14 protein-coding genes are annotated in these 14,310 nt (G+C 69.1%); 11 read left to right on the forward strand and 3 right to left on the reverse strand.

Going from position 1 to position 14,310, the window contains the following annotated elements:
- The first annotated feature begins 164 nt into the window (after window positions 1-164).
- Genes argC through argH form a run of 6 tightly spaced genes read left to right on the forward strand, consistent with a single transcriptional unit; the run spans window position 165 to window position 6,843 of the window.
- The gene (argC, locus tag L978_RS16340; RefSeq protein ID WP_047524342.1) at window positions 165-1,217 is read left to right on the forward strand and encodes an N-acetyl-gamma-glutamyl-phosphate reductase; all 1,053 of its coding nucleotides are present in this window, start codon (window positions 165-167) and stop codon (window positions 1,215-1,217) included.
- Window positions 1,214-2,371 (forward strand): bifunctional glutamate N-acetyltransferase/amino-acid acetyltransferase ArgJ, encoded by a 1,158-nt coding sequence (gene argJ, locus L978_RS16345; RefSeq protein WP_047524343.1) that lies wholly within the window; start codon window positions 1,214-1,216, stop codon window positions 2,369-2,371. The genes argC and argJ overlap by 4 nt, the downstream gene beginning before the upstream one ends.
- On the forward strand, window positions 2,368-3,285 hold the full coding sequence (gene argB, locus L978_RS16350) for an acetylglutamate kinase (RefSeq protein WP_047524344.1): 918 nt from the start codon (window positions 2,368-2,370) through the stop codon (window positions 3,283-3,285). Before argJ ends, argB begins: the two co-directional genes overlap by 4 nt.
- A complete protein-coding gene (locus L978_RS16355) occupies window positions 3,282-4,487 on the forward strand; it encodes an acetylornithine transaminase (RefSeq protein WP_047524345.1) in 1,206 nt (401 codons plus the stop codon). The genes argB and L978_RS16355 overlap by 4 nt, the downstream gene beginning before the upstream one ends.
- On the forward strand, window positions 4,484-5,413 hold the full coding sequence (gene argF / locus L978_RS16360) for an ornithine carbamoyltransferase (RefSeq protein WP_047524346.1): 930 nt from the start codon (window positions 4,484-4,486) through the stop codon (window positions 5,411-5,413). Before L978_RS16355 ends, argF begins: the two co-directional genes overlap by 4 nt.
- Complete coding sequence (gene argH / locus L978_RS16365) at window positions 5,413-6,843, forward strand: argininosuccinate lyase (protein ID WP_047524347.1); 1,431 nt, start codon at window positions 5,413-5,415, stop codon at window positions 6,841-6,843. The genes argF and argH overlap by 1 nt, the downstream gene beginning before the upstream one ends.
- Window positions 6,844-6,873: 30 nt before the next feature.
- Here the strand turns inward: argH and L978_RS16370 are convergent, their stop codons facing one another.
- Window positions 6,874-7,470, reverse strand: coding sequence for a DUF1349 domain-containing protein (locus tag L978_RS16370; protein WP_047524348.1), 597 nt, complete (start codon window positions 7,468-7,470; stop codon window positions 6,874-6,876).
- A gap of 60 nt (window positions 7,471-7,530) precedes the next feature.
- On the opposite strand from L978_RS16370, the gene L978_RS16375 reads away from it, so the two are divergent.
- Together L978_RS16375 and L978_RS16380 are read left to right on the forward strand one after the other, a co-directional pair.
- Window positions 7,531-8,175: a SatD family protein gene (locus tag L978_RS16375; protein ID WP_047524349.1), complete on the forward strand. Its 645-nt coding sequence runs from the start codon at window positions 7,531-7,533 to the stop codon at window positions 8,173-8,175.
- The gene (locus L978_RS16380; RefSeq protein ID WP_047524350.1) at window positions 8,172-9,023 is read left to right on the forward strand and encodes a hypothetical protein; all 852 of its coding nucleotides are present in this window, start codon (window positions 8,172-8,174) and stop codon (window positions 9,021-9,023) included. Before L978_RS16375 ends, L978_RS16380 begins: the two co-directional genes overlap by 4 nt.
- Before the next feature lie 5 nt (window positions 9,024-9,028).
- Here the strand turns inward: L978_RS16380 and L978_RS16385 are convergent, their stop codons facing one another.
- Window positions 9,029-9,385 carry a MerR family transcriptional regulator gene (locus tag L978_RS16385; protein WP_047524351.1) on the reverse strand — a complete coding sequence of 119 codons (357 nt, stop codon included), beginning with the start codon at window positions 9,383-9,385 and terminating at the stop codon, window positions 9,029-9,031.
- 53 nt (window positions 9,386-9,438) lie between these two features.
- Between L978_RS16385 and L978_RS16390 the strand changes: the two genes are divergently transcribed.
- Genes L978_RS16390 through L978_RS16400 form a run of 3 tightly spaced genes read left to right on the forward strand, consistent with a single transcriptional unit; the run spans window position 9,439 to window position 12,536 of the window.
- The gene (locus L978_RS16390; protein WP_047524352.1) at window positions 9,439-10,392 is read left to right on the forward strand and encodes an aldo/keto reductase; all 954 of its coding nucleotides are present in this window, start codon (window positions 9,439-9,441) and stop codon (window positions 10,390-10,392) included.
- 38 nt (window positions 10,393-10,430) lie between these two features.
- Window positions 10,431-11,732, forward strand: a complete 1,302-nt coding sequence (gene tyrS, locus L978_RS16395; RefSeq protein ID WP_197055680.1) for a tyrosine--tRNA ligase — start codon at window positions 10,431-10,433, stop codon at window positions 11,730-11,732.
- Window positions 11,733-11,741: 9 nt separating this feature from the next.
- Window positions 11,742-12,536 (forward strand): DUF4184 family protein, encoded by a 795-nt coding sequence (locus tag L978_RS16400; protein ID WP_047524353.1) that lies wholly within the window; start codon window positions 11,742-11,744, stop codon window positions 12,534-12,536.
- On the opposite strand, the gene L978_RS16405 is transcribed toward L978_RS16400, so the two are convergent.
- Complete coding sequence (locus tag L978_RS16405; RefSeq protein ID WP_052193819.1) at window positions 12,521-13,912, reverse strand: CoA transferase; 1,392 nt, start codon at window positions 13,910-13,912, stop codon at window positions 12,521-12,523. The two genes, L978_RS16400 and L978_RS16405, sit on opposite strands and share 16 nt — an antisense overlap.
- Window positions 13,913-14,310: the final 398 nt, after the last annotated feature.

Genomic DNA, 14,310 nt, shown 5'->3' on the forward strand with positions numbered 1-14,310 from the left:
GCTCGCTCCGAGCGTCATCGCTGTGCGCCGACGCCGCGGCCGCCGACTGTAGGCGACCCCGCCCTCCTGCCTGCCCCCTTTCGGCGGTGAGTGCCGGTGTCGCCGCCTCCGGCCCCGCCCCTCGGTCCTCCTTTCGAGGAAGACCCGACCGTTAAGGTAGAAGCATGACGTATTCCGTCGCCGTCTCCGGCGCATCCGGCTACGCAGGCGGCGAGATCCTACGCCTCCTGGCAGACCATCCCGACATGGAGATCCGCACCGTCACGGCGCATTCGAACGCCGGGCAACCCCTCGTCGATCACCAGCCGCACCTGCGCTCCCTGGCGCACCTCACGCTGCAGGAGACCACACCGGACATCCTGTCCGGCCACGACATCGTCTTCCTGGCGCTCCCGCACGGGCAGTCCGGTCAGTACACCGACGCGTTGGGCGACGCCCCGCTCGTGATCGACGCCGGAGCCGACCATCGGCTCACGTCGGCCGCGGCCTGGGACGCGTTCTACGGCGGTGCGTTCCATGAGGCGTGGACCTACGGCGTGCCGGAGCTCCTGGTCGACGGCGTGAAGCAGCGCGAGCACCTCCGGGGTGCGACGCGCATCGCCGCTCCCGGCTGCAACGCCTCCACCGTGAGCCTCAGCCTCGCCCCGGGAGTGGCCGCCGGGGTCATCGACGCCTCCGACATCGTCTCGGTGCTGGCGGTCGGCCTGTCCGGTGCGGGGAAGAGCCTCAAGACGAATCTCCTGGCGAGCGAGATCCTCGGATCCGCGAACCCGTATGCCGTCGGTGGAACCCACCGGCACATTCCCGAGATCCGTCAGGCGCTCGCCGCAGCCTCCGGCGCAGACCCCGACGGCATCCGGATCTCCTTCACCCCGGTGCTGGTCCCGATGTCGCGCGGCATCCTCGCCACCTCGACGGCGCCGATCGCGTCCGGCGCTACGGATGCGCAGATCCGGGACGCCTGGCAGAGCGCGTACGGGGAGGAGACCTTCGTGCAGCTGCTCCCGGAAGGACGATTCCCGCGGACCGCCGACGTGCTCGGCGCGAACACCGCACTGATCGGTCTCGCGATCGACCGTTCCGCCAACCGCGTCACCGTGGTCACCGCCGTCGACAACCTCGTCAAGGGCACCGCCGGCGCTGCCATCCAATCCATGAACATCGCGCTGGGACTGCCCGAGGCCCGCGCCCTCTCACTGAACGGAGTCGCGCCGTGAGCGTCACCGCCCCCGCAGGATTCGAAGCGGCCGGTGTCGCCGCAGGACTCAAGTCGACAGGCAAGCCGGACGTGGCCGTCGTCGTCAACCGGGGACCGCGCAAGGTCGGCGCCGCCGTCTTCACCGGCAACCGTGCCAAGGCGAATCCGATCATCTGGTCGCAGCAGGCCGTGGCCGATCGCGTCGTCGAAGCCGTCGTGCTCAACTCCGGAGGGGCGAACTGCTTCACCGGCTCCTTCGGCTTCCAGACGACGCACCAGACCGCGGAGAAGGCAGCCGAACTCCTCGGGGTCAGCGCCGGCGACGTGCTGATCTGCTCCACGGGGCTCATCGGCACCGGAGACGAGACCTTTCGGGCGAGGGTGCTCGCCGGCACGGAGCAGGCGATCGCCGAGCTCAGCGCAGACGGCGGGGACGACGCCGCTCACGCGATCATGACCACGGACACGGTCGCGAAGACGGCGGTGATCAGCCGCGACGGCTGGACCATCGGCGGCATGGCCAAGGGGGCCGGGATGCTCGCGCCCGGACTCGCCACGATGCTCGTGGTGATCACGACCGATGCCGTCCTCGAACCGCTGCAGGCCGACGAGGCTCTGCGCCGCGCGACCGGGAAGACGTTCGACCGGCTCGATTCGGACGGGTGCATGTCGACCAACGATCAGGTCACGCTTCTCGCCAACGGTGCCTCGGAGGTCGCCCCGGACCTCGACGACTTCGCCGCCGCCCTCAGGGAACTGTGTCAGGAACTCGCGGTCAAGCTGCAGGGTGACGCGGAAGGCGCGAGCCACGACATCACGATCGAGGTCCGGCAGGCGGTGTCCGAGCAGGACGCGGTCGAGGTCGGCCGGTCCGTGGCACGCAACAACCTCTTCAAGGCGGCGATCTTCGGCAACGACCCGAACTGGGGACGTGTGCTCGCCGCGATCGGCACCACGAACGCGCAGTTCGATCCCTATGACGTCGACGTCTGGATGAACGGCGTCCGCGTGTGCACCGAAGGCGGTCCCGACCGTCCGCGGGAAGAGGTCGACCTCACCCCGCGCGCCACCCACGTCGTGATCGATCTGAAGTCGGGCGAGGCCGCGGCCACGGTGCTCACCAACGACCTCACGCACGATTACGTGCACGAGAACAGCGCGTACGCCTCATGACCGACATCCAGGACACGCCGGCCGAGGTCGCCGCGCAGAAGGCCACGACCCTCATCGAGTCCCTCCCGTGGCTGAAGAAGTTCCGCGATCAGATCGTCGTCATCAAGTACGGCGGCAACGCGATGGTCTCGGAAGAGCTGCAGGACGCCTTCGCGCAGGACATCGCGTATCTCCGGTACGTCGGCGTGCTGCCGGTCGTCGTCCACGGCGGCGGTCCGCAGATCTCGAACATGCTGCAGCGCCTCGAGATCCCGAGTGAGTTCAAGGGCGGCTACCGCGTCACCAACACCGAGGCGATCAGCGTCGTGCGCATGGTGCTCACCGGTCAGGTGAACCCGCAGCTCGTGTCCAAGATCAACTCCCATGGGCCGATCGCCACCGGGCTCAGCGGTGAGGACGCCGGTCTCTTCGGCGGACGCCGTCGCGGCGTCGTGATCGACGGAGAAGAGGTCGATCTCGGACGCGTCGGCGATGTCGTCGAAGTCGACCCGACCCCGGTGCACGACCACCTCGTGGCCGGGCGCATCCCCGTGGTCTCGAGCATCGCGCCCGACCTCGACCACCCCGGTCAGTCGCTGAACGTCAACGCGGATGCGGCGGCGGCGGCGCTGGCGGTTGCTCTGAACGCCCGCAAGCTCGTGATCCTCACCGACGTGCCCGGACTCTACGCCGATTGGCCGAACCGCGACTCGCTCGTCTCGCGCCTCACATCGGAGGCCCTCATCGACATGCTTCCGACGCTCGAGTCCGGGATGATCCCGAAGATGCGCGCGTGTCTCGACGCGGTCGAGGGCGGCGTCGATGCCGCGGCGATCATCGACGGACGGGTGCCGCATTCGGTGCTCGTCGAACTCTTCACCAGCAAAGGAATCGGGACCGAAGTGGTTCTGGGAAGGAATGAGGTGACGGCATGACCGTCTGGCAGGACGATGCGGCACGCGATCTCGTGCTCAACGCGGGGGAGCGGCTCGCGCTGCTGGTCCGCGGCGAGGGTTCGTACCTGTGGGATGCCGACGGCCGACGCCACCTCGATTTCCTCGCGGGAATCGCGGTGACCTCCCTCGGGCATGCGCACCCGGCCTTCGTGGAGGCGGTGTCGGCCCAGGCGGCGACGCTCGCCCACGTGTCGAACTACTTCGCCACTCCGCCCCAGCTCGCCCTCGCCGCACGTCTCAAGCGCCTCGCCGGTGCCGGGATCGACGGACGCGTGTTCTTCTCGAACTCCGGTGCGGAAGCGAACGAAGCCGCGTTCAAGCTCGCCCGTCTGCACGGCGGCGTCGAACGGCCGCGCATCCTCGCGCTCGAGAACGGCTTCCACGGACGCACCATGGGCTCCCTCGCCCTGACCGCGAAGACCTCGATGCGCGCGCCCTTCGAGCCGATGCCGGGTGGTGTCGAGCACATTCCGGCCACGATCGAGGCGCTGCAGACGGCGATGGATGATCGGGTGGCCGCCGTCATCGTCGAGCCCATCCAGGGCGAGGCCGGTGTGGTGGAGCTGCCGGAGGGCTACCTCGCCGCTGCACGCTCGCTGACCCTCGCGCACGGCGCGCTGCTGATCGTCGACGAGATCCAGACCGGTGCCGGCCGCACGGGTGCATGGTTCGGGTTCAGTCACGAGGGCATCACGCCCGACGCGATCACCCTGGCCAAGGGCATCGGTGGTGGCTTCCCGATCGGTGCACTGGTCACCTACGGCTCCGCCAGCGCGCTCTTCACGCCGGGGTCCCACGGCTCCACCTTCGGGGGGAACCCGCTCGCGACCGCGGTCGCCGACGCGGTGCTCGCCGAGATCGAGAGTGCCGGGCTGGTCGAGAACGCCGCCCGCCGGGGCGCCGAGCTGCGTGAGTTCCTGCTCGGCATGGAGTCCCCGCTCGTCGACGGCGTGCGCGGACGAGGTCTGCTCATCGGTGCGGCGCTGTCCGCGCCGGTGGCCGGAGCCGTGGTCGCCGCCGCTCAGGAGCGCGGCCTCATCGTCAACGCCGCCAATCCGGAGACGGTCCGCATCGCGCCCGCCCTCACGATCGGTGACGCCGAGCTCGCGGAGTTCCGTGAGTTGTTCACCGCTGCCCTCGCCGACGTACAGGCTTCCCTCTCCGGAAAGGTATCCGCATGACCCGCCACCTGCTGCGTGACGACGACCTGACGCCCACCGAGCAGGCCGAGATCCTCGACCTCGCCCTCGAACTGAAGAAGGACCGCTGGGCGGACAAGAGTCTCGCGGGGCCGCAGACCGTCGCGGTGATCTTCGACAAGTCCTCGACGCGCACCCGGGTGTCGTTCGCGGTGGGCATCGCCGATCTCGGTGGTTCGCCGCTCATCATCTCCACCGCGAGCAGTCAGCTCGGGGGCAAGGAGACACCGTCCGACACCGCACGCGTGCTGGAGCGCCAGGTCGCCGCGATCGTCTGGCGCACCTACGCGCAGTCCGGACTCGAGGAGATGGCCGCCGGCACGCGCGTGCCGGTGATCAATGCGCTCTCCGACGATTTCCACCCCTGCCAGCTGCTCGCTGATCTGCTGACGATTCGTGAGCACAAGGGCGAGTTGAAGGGTCTCACGCTCACGTTCTTCGGTGATGGGCAGAGCAACATGGCGCACTCCTACGCCCTCGCCGGCGTGACGGCGGGGATGCACGTGCGCATCGCGTCGCCCGAGGACTATGCACCGCGCGCCGACGTCATCGAGGCAGCCGACCGCCGTGCGGCCGAGACCGGCGGATCGATCACGCTGTACACCGACGCGGTCGAGGCCGCCGCCGGGGCCGACGTGGTCGTGACCGACACCTGGGTCTCGATGGGCAAGGAGGAGGAGAAGATCGCGCGCATCCGTGACCTCGGCGGCTACAAGGTCACCCCCGAGACGATGACGCTCGCCGACCCGGAGGCGATCTTCATCCACTGCCTCCCGGCGGACCGCGGCTACGAGGTCGATTCCTCGGTCATCGACGGACCGCAGAGCGTCGTCTGGGATGAAGCAGAGAACCGGCTGCATGCGCAGAAGGCGCTTCTCGTGTGGCTGCTCGGCAAGAAGGACGCGTGATGACCGACTCGACGCATGAAGGCACCAACGAGGGGGCGCTCTGGGGCGCACGTTTCGCCACCGGGCCCTCGCCCGAGCTGGTCGAGCTCAGCCGTTCCACGCATTTCGACTGGATCCTCGCTCCGTACGACATCGCCGGGTCGCATGCCCATGCGACCGCGCTCGAGGCCGCGGGATACCTCGAACCCGACGAGGCACGACGGATGCACGAGGGGCTGGATGCCGTGGCTCGCCGTGTCGCAGACGGTTCCCTCCGCCCGGTGCCGACGGACGAGGATGTGCACGGTGCGCTCGAGCAGGCACTGATCGCCGAGCTGGGACCGGAGCTGGGCGGGCGTCTGCGCGCAGGTCGCAGCCGCAACGACCAGATCGCGACGCTCGTGCGCATGTATCTGATCGACCACGCCCGGGGCATCGCGCGAGACATCCTGCGCGTCGTCGACGCACTGGTCGCCCAGGCGGAGGCGCACCCGACGGCGATCCTCCCCGGGCGCACCCATCTGCAGCACGCACAGCCCGTCCTGCTCGCCCACCACCTGCAGGCGCACGGGTGGCCGCTGGTGCGGGAGCTGGAACGGCTCGTGGATTGGCGTCGCCGCGCCGGTGTCTCGCCCTACGGCGGGGGAGCGCTGGCGGGTTCCACGCTCGGTCTCGATCCTGTGCTCGTGGCGACGGAGCTGGGCCTCGACCGTCCGGCCGAGAACTCGCTCGACGGCACTGCCGCTCGTGACGTCGTCGCCGAATTCGCCTTCATCACGGCGATGACCGGTGTCGATCTCTCGCGCCTCTCCGAGGAGATCATCCTCTGGAACACCCGCGAGTTCGGCTTCGTCACCCTCGATGACGGGTACTCGACCGGTTCCAGCATCATGCCGCAGAAGAAGAACCCCGACATCGCCGAACTCGCCCGGGGCAAGTCCGGCCGTCTCATCGGCAACCTGTCGGGGCTGCTGGCCACGTTGAAGGGCCTCCCGCTCGCGTACAACCGCGATCTGCAGGAGGACAAGGAGCCGGTCTTCGATTCGGTGCAGACCCTGGAGGTCGTGCTCCCCGCGTTCGCCGGCATGATCGCGACGCTCCGCTTCGACACCGCGCGGATGGCGGAACTCGCACCGCAGGGCTTCTCGCTCGCGACCGACGTCGCCGAGTGGCTCGTGAAGCGCCGGGTGCCCTTCCGCGACGCCCATGAGATCTCGGGTGCGCTCGTGCGCGCGTGCGAGGAGCAGGGGATCGGACTGGAGGACGCTTCCGATGAGCTGCTGCTCTCGGTGTCCCCGCATCTCGTGCCCGAGGTTCGCGAGGTCCTCACGATCGAGGGTTCGGTCGGATCGCGTACCGGCGTCGGCGGCACCGCTCCGGAGCGGGTCGCCGAGCAGCGCGCCGAGCTCATCGCTCGCGCGCAGGCGGCCGCCCACGCCCTCGGCATCTAGTCGACGTCGGGGTCGCCGGCCCGCAGCGGATCAGTGGAGGTCGGTGTCTGCCGACGACCGTTCCCACCGGGTGAACCGGACCGTGAGTCCGCTGCGCGTCGGCGCGGCGAGGAACGGTCCGGCGGATGCCGTCGCCGTGCCGTCGAACGGGGCGACCCGAACGAGACGCCACGGTCCGTCATCGGCGCGGGCGCGCACGATCACGGAGTCCGCCCAGCGGCTGACGCGTACCGTGATCTCGCTCTCGAGCCACTCATCGACGTGACCGACCGACCAGTCGGAGCCCCCGGCGGTGACCACGGCGCCGAGTCCGAGGTGATCGTCGGCGTACTCCAGGCCGGTCTTGATCCAGTGCTCGTCGTCGATCCGCACGAAGACACCCGCCTGGTCGAACTGTCCGTCCCAGGGCGCGCGGAACGACACCTCCATCGCCTCGCCGACCGCGAGGGGTGCGAGCAGGGCGTGCTCGGTGTCGTGCACGAAGCCGTAGGCGGTGTGCCGCCAGGCGTCGCTGCCCTCCACGGCGGTGATGTCGAGGGGAGCCGAGCCGTCGGGGAGACCGGAGGGGGAGGCGGGGGCGGTGGTCCATGTTCCGTGGGACCAGGGGATGATGTGCGATTCAGGCATGTTCGCAGAATATAGCCATTTAGAGCATAAGTCGAGAGTTATGCGTGTTATGGTTATGCCATGGTCGTCGCGGTACTCGCAGACATCGTGGGCTCTCGCCGGCTCGACGATCGCACCGCCGCGCAGCACGTCCTCGACGACACCATAGCCAGGGTCGAGGTCGACTTCCCGCTGGCCGCGCAGCCGCTCACGCCCACCGTAGGAGACGAGCAACAGGGTGTCTACCTCGATCTGAGCGACGCGATGGTGTCGCTCCTGATGATCCAGCTGCGGCTGCCGGACGGTATCGCCTTCCGGTTCGGGATCGGGGTGGGGGAGGTGCGTCAGGTCGAATCCGTCCATCGCGAGCTCGCGGACGGACCCGGCTGGTACGCGGCCCGCGCCGCGATCGAGACCGTGCATGAGCGCGAGGGTCGCGCCGTGCCGCGCACGCGGTCCTGGATTGTCGGAGCCCCGGGGCAGGATGAGGTCATGGAGAGCACGATCGCCGCATCGAACGCCTACCTCCTCGTCCGCGACGAGCTGGTCGGCGCGATGAGCGAGCGGGAACGGCGACTCACCTACGGCCGTCTGCTCGGTCGATCGCAGCAGGAGCTCGCGGCGGAGGAAGGGATCACGCAGCCCAGCGTCTCGAAGTCGCTGCGCACCGCGGGCACGGCCGCGCTCATCGAGGGAGTGGCCGCGCTTCGAGGGGAGAGCGCATGATCGTCGCCGGCTTCATCCTGCTGGCAGTCGGCGCCGCCGACCTGGTGCGTCAATTCGCCCCGCGCCGGTGGATCGGCTACCTCACCGTCACCGTGGTCCTGCTCCTGCTCGGCAGCGTCAGCGACGCGCTTCTCCCCATGGCACTCGCGCTGGTGGTCGGAGCGCTCTGGGTGTGGAGCATGCCCACCGAGCGCCCCGCCCCTCTGGGGTTCTGGCCCGCCGTTCTGCTCGCGGTCGTGAGCGTCGGCGCCGTCGTCGGGCTCGGTGCTCGTCCAGACGCCGGCATGGTCGGCGCGGTCTGGCGCCTCCGGTCACCGTTCGGAGAAGTCCCCTTCGATCTTGCTCTGCTGGCACTGGGCGCCGGGGTGTTCCTCCTGGAATCCGCGAACCTCGTCGTCCGTGCGGCGCTCGACGGGGAGCACACCTGGCGCCCGGCAGACCCGGCCGTGAGGCCGGTGACAGCGGTCGCCGACACCGCCGCCGCACCGGAAACCGCCGCCGCACCGGAAACCGCCGCCGCACCGGAAACCGCCGCCGCCAGTGAAACTGCCGCCGCCACGGAGACAGATGCCGAGGTGGCGTCAGCCCCCCGCGATCCTCGCGGCGGATTCAAGGGCGGACGACTGATCGGACCGCTGGAGCGCATCCTCGTCCTGATCCTCACTCTCGCTGCGGCGTATCCGATCCTCGCCGCGATGCTCGCCGCGAAGGGCATCGTCCGCTTCCCAGAGATTTCCCGCGACGGGGAAACCGGTGCTCGGGCGGAGTACTTCCTCGTCGGCAGCCTCGTCAGCTGGGTGATCGCCCTCGGCGCCGCTTTCCTGGTCTGGTGGGCGGCGCACAGCTGACGGAGTCAGTTCGACGACCGGTACCAGTCCAGCTTCTCCTGGAGACGCCGCTGCTGCGCGAGAACGTCGGCGAGTTGCTTCTCGACCGTCGCGGCGTGCTCTTCGAGAAGAGCTATCCGCTCCGGAACGGTGTCGTCGCGCTGGCAGAGCTGGCCGTAGCGACGCAGGCGTTCCACCGGCATACCGGTCTCCCGGAGGCACTTGAGGAATTCCAGGAGTCCGAGCTCGGTATCGGTGTACGCGCGATGGCCGCCGGCTGTGCGAGACACCGCGGGCAGGATGCCCTCGCGCTCGTAGTAGCGGAGCGTGTCGATGCTGAAACCGGAGCGTGCCGCAGCCTCCGCCGGCGTGTACGTGGTCATGGTCCGAGCATAGGGCTTGACCTGGAGCGCACTCCAGGTTGCAGAGTGAGGTCATGACCACTCGGAACACCCCTGTATCCCCGCTCGTCCTGGGAGCGATGTCCTTCGGCACACTCGTCGATGAGGAGACCTCGTTCGCTCTGCTCGACCGCTTCGTCGAGCGCGGAGGAGTCTGGATCGACACCGCCGACTGCTACAGCTTCTGGGTGAGCGACACGGGGCAGGGCGGAGCGTCCGAGGAGGTGCTCGGACGGTGGCTCGCGGCGCGACCACATGCACGGCAGCAGATCCGCATCTCGACCAAGGTCGGCGCCGAGCCCCTGTGGCCGGGGTCGTGGCCCGAGCACCGGGCCGGGCTCTCTCCGCGTGCGATCCGCGCTGCCGTCGAGGGGAGCCTCGAGCGTTTGGGTATCGACCGGATCGATCTGCTCTGGCTCCACCAGGAGGACCGGACGGTGGCGATCGAGGAGACCGTGGATGCTCTCGCGGCGCTCACCGCCGACGCCACCGTGAGCCGCGTCGGCGCCTCGAACCACCCGGCCTGGCGCATCGAGCGTGCCCGTGCGCACGCGAAGTCCCTCGGAAGCACCCCCATCGACGCGCTCCAGCTGAACAGCACGTACCTGCGCCCGCGCCCGGGCACGCTTCCGCCCGGGGTGGCCCATCCCTTCGGCGTGCTGAGCGACGAGCAGCGGGACTTCGCGGTGGCGAACGGGATCGAGATCTGGGCCTACACCCCGCTGCTCTCCGGCGCCTACGACAACCCCGCGAAGCCCGTGCCCGAGGTGTATGAGCACCCGGGAACCGCACGTCGGCTCGCCGCGCTGGATGAGGTCTCCGACGCACGGGGTCTCGGACGGGGTCAGATCGTGCTGGCATGGCAGCTCGCGCGGGGCATCCGCCCGATCCTCGGTGGCAGCAAGCTCGACCAGCTGGAAGTCGCGATGGACGCCGCCGCGATCGCCCTGTCCGTCGACGAGATCGCTCTCCTCGACGGACCGCTGTGAGGCGATTCGCCCCTGCCCGCGCTGATAGCCTGGAGCGCGTGTCAACTGCTGATCTGACGACCGCACCCCAGGCGATCGACCCCACGTTCGAGAACGTGTGGGACGAGCTCGTGTGGCGTGGCCTGGTCCATGTGTCCACCGACCAGGAGGCGCTGCGCGCCCTTCTCGCGGGAGACCCGATCACGTATTACTGCGGTTTCGACCCGACAGCACCCAGCCTGCACCTCGGCAATCTCGTGCAGTTGCTGACGCTGCGCCGCATCCAGCTCGCCGGTCACAAGCCGCTCGGGCTCGTCGGCGGATCGACCGGACTCATCGGCGACCCCCGCCCCACGGCGGAGCGCACCCTGAACACGCGGGAGACCGTCGAGGAGTGGGTCGGGCGCCTGCGGACGCAGGTCGAGCGCTACCTCAGCTTCGAGGGGGACAACGCGGCTCGCATCGTCAACAACCTGGACTGGACCGCGCCGCTGAGTGCGATCGATTTCCTGCGCGAGATCGGCAAGTACTTCCGCGTCGGCACGATGTTGAAGAAGGATGCGGTCGCCGCGCGCCTCAACTCCGACGAAGGCATCAGCTACACCGAGTTCAGTTACCAGATCCTTCAGGGGATGGACTTCCTCGAGCTGTACCGCCAGTACGACTGCGTCCTGCAGACGGGTGGATCCGACCAGTGGGGCAACCTCACCAGCGGCACCGACCTGATCCGTCGCGCCGAAGGCGTCTCCGTGCATGCGATCGGCACCCCGCTGATCACGAACAGCGATGGGACCAAGTTCGGCAAGAGCGAAGGGAACGCCGTCTGGCTCGATGCCGCGATGTGCAGCCCGTACCGCATGTACCAGTTCTGGCTGAGCACGGCGGACAGTGACGTCATCGACAGGCTCAAGGTCTTCACGTTCCTCGGCAGGGCGGAGATCGAGGAGTACGCCGCGCTCGTCGAGACGGAGCCGTTCCGTCGCGCCGCTCAGAAGCGTCTCGCGCTCGAGGTGGTCGCGACCGTGCACGGCATCGACGCGACGGCAGCTGTGATCGCCGCATCCGAGGCACTGTTCGGGCAGGGGGACCTGACCGCGCTCGATGCCGGCACGCTCCGCACCGCGCTCGAGGAACTCCCGAATGCCACGGTCGCCGCGGATACCCCGGTGACTGAAGCGCTGGTGGCGACCGAACTCGTGGCGAGCCTTTCCGAGGCTCGGCGCGCGATCGGCCAGGGTGGCGTGACGCTGGACGGCGAACGCGTGGAAGACGAGGCCGCCACCGTCCGCGGGACGCTCCCCGGAGGCGTGTCGGTGCTGCGTCGGGGCAAGAAGACCCTCGCCGGCGTCTTCATCGGCTGATCCAGACGGATGCCGTTCACTCCCAGCCACGCGCTCGTCGCGCTGCCGTTCCTGCGGACGCCCCTGGTGCCCGCGGCGATCGCGATCGGTGCGATGACCCCGGATCTTCCGCTGTTCGTGCGGGGCGTCGGACTGAACTACACCTTTACCCACACGTTCGGGAACGTGCTGTGGACGGCGCTGCTCGCGTTCGTCCTGTTCCTGGTGTGGCGTGTGCTGCTGCGCCCCGCGGTACCCGAGCTCGCTCCGCTCTGGCTGGCCCGCCGACTTCCCCGTGAGTGGAGTGAGGGTGGGGCTGCCGCGGCGGGACGAGCCGTCGGGGTGGGGGAGAAGCGCTCGTATCCGGTCCTTCTCGCGGTGTCGTTCCTGATCGGTGTGCTCTCACACATCGTGTGGGACCTGTTCACGCATGAGGGCCGATGGGGTGTGCAGCAGATCCCCGCTCTCGATGAGATGTGGGGCCCGCTTCCCGGGTTCAAGTGGCTTCAGCACGGATCGAGCCTGATCGGTCTCGCGATCATCGGGATCTGGGCGTTGCTCTGGCTCCGTCGTCGTGTGCCGCGGCTGGACACCGCGCAATCGATCCCGCACGGGGTCCGCCTGGCGTGGTGGGTGTCGCTGCCGGTCATCCTGGTCGGAGCCTGGGCGGTGGGTCTCGCCGTGTTCGGTCCGCTCGATGCGGAGTTCACGGTTCAGCACCTCGCCTACCGTGTGCTGCCTCCGGCGTGTGCACTCTGGGGCGTGATCACCGTGGTGCTCTGCGTCGTGCTCGCGGTGCGCGGGCGTCGTCACCAGCGGGGCTGATCCGACCCCCAGGGGTGGGGAGCGTCGAACTCGAATCCGGGCAATGCCGGACGAGCGGTCGTGAGGCTCGTGTCTTCGAGGACGAAGCGGGTGACGTGAGGATCGACGGCGAAGCCGAGTGCCGCGTTCGGCTGCCGACGTCGAGGCATCAGGAGGAGTTCTGCGGCGACCCGGCGCAGCGACGTCCGAACGACCCACGAGCCATCCGGGCGTGGAGGACGCTGTCGAAGCAGCCTCGTCACCGCGGCCGCGAGGAGGTAGCCGGCGCTGTGATCGAGTGCCTGCACGGGGAGTGCTCCCGGGCGGTCACCATCGGGTGATTCGATGAGCGCGATACCGGACTCGGCTTGGACCAGGCTGTCGAATCCGGCCCGATCCGGATGCTCCGTGCCCCAGGCGCTGAGCTGGGCGACCACCAGCCCGGAGTGGCGGCGGGCGAGCTCCTCCGGATTCAGCCCGAGCCGATCGAGCGCGGCCGGACGGTATCCGAGGACGACGGCATCGGCCCGCTCGATCAGCTCCTCCAGTTGCGGGTCACGCGCATCCAGCACCGCGGACCGCTTGCCGTGTCCCGTGTCGAGATGCTGCCATTCCGGCTCGGGCAGCTGCGGTGGATCGATCCGCAGGACATCGGCACCGAGCAGCGCGAGTGTCCGCGTGCACACGGGGCCGGCGATCACCCTCGTCAGGTCGAGTACGCGCATTCCCTGGAGGGGGCGGTGCTCTGAACGGGCATCGGCCGGTGTCGAGCGCGACGAGGGGGAGGGCGACACCGCCTCCACGCGGTTGATCTCGAGCAGCGGGCGCGCACCGAGGAGCCGGTCGGTCGCGGGGGCCTCCGCCATCACCCGAACGGCCAGGCCTCCTGCGGCCGTGATGGCGGCGACGGCCGGTGCGCTCGGTTGCTCCGCGAGCACGTCGCGAACCGCCTCGGCACCTGCCCCTTCCCGCAGGCCGAGACCTGCGCGCAGGCGGGCCGCGTGATGGGGGTAGTTCCCGTGGGTGCGGATCCAGCCGTCGGAGGTTCGCCAGAACCCGGAGTACGGCGACCACACCGGCGGAGCGGCGCCGTCGACGGTGAGCACACGGTCACTTCCGTACGCGACGGCGACCCGCGCGGGGTCGAGGGACTCGGGTGAGCCACCGGCGGCGACCATCACGGCGCTGACACTGCCCCAGGCGAGAGTGGCCGTGTCCAGCCGTGAGGAGAGCGGGACGACAGGGCGCGCCGCAGACGACCGGTCAGTGACCGCGATCCCGATCTCACCGAGCACACGCTCGAACAGCTCACCGCCGTCACGCGAGCCCCGACGATCGTCGTCATCCGCTTGTGCGTGCGCCGTCTCGAGGAGCGGCTCATCCGGGGGCGTGGGCATGGCGCGATCGTACTCCGCCGCACCTGGCGCAGCCGAAACGTCTCCTGATCCGGTGGAAACCTGACGGGCGAGGCGTCGACACGCCCGGGCGGTGGCCCTCGATTTGCCAGAACCCGGGAACCCACGTAACTTATTACTTGTTCGCCCCACAGGGACGCGGAGGAGCCGAGAGCTTCACCCCCCTCAAGCGGAGAACGAATCCCTTCCACTCTCTCTTGAGAGATCTGGCGCTTGCGTCTAGGATAGGGAATCCACCCTTCTGCGACTGTCAACAGCTGCGCTGCGGATCACTGATCTGCACGGCGCGCCGATTTGACAAGCGGGACGGGGTGGGTAAGATAGAGAAGTTGCCCTGCGGGCCTGGTTGTGATGACTGGGTCGTGGGAGCATCCGATCCT

This window comes from Microbacterium sp. ZOR0019, assembly GCF_000800925.1.
In the GTDB taxonomy this organism is placed as follows: Bacteria; Actinomycetota; Actinomycetes; order Actinomycetales; family Microbacteriaceae; genus Microbacterium; species Microbacterium aurugineum.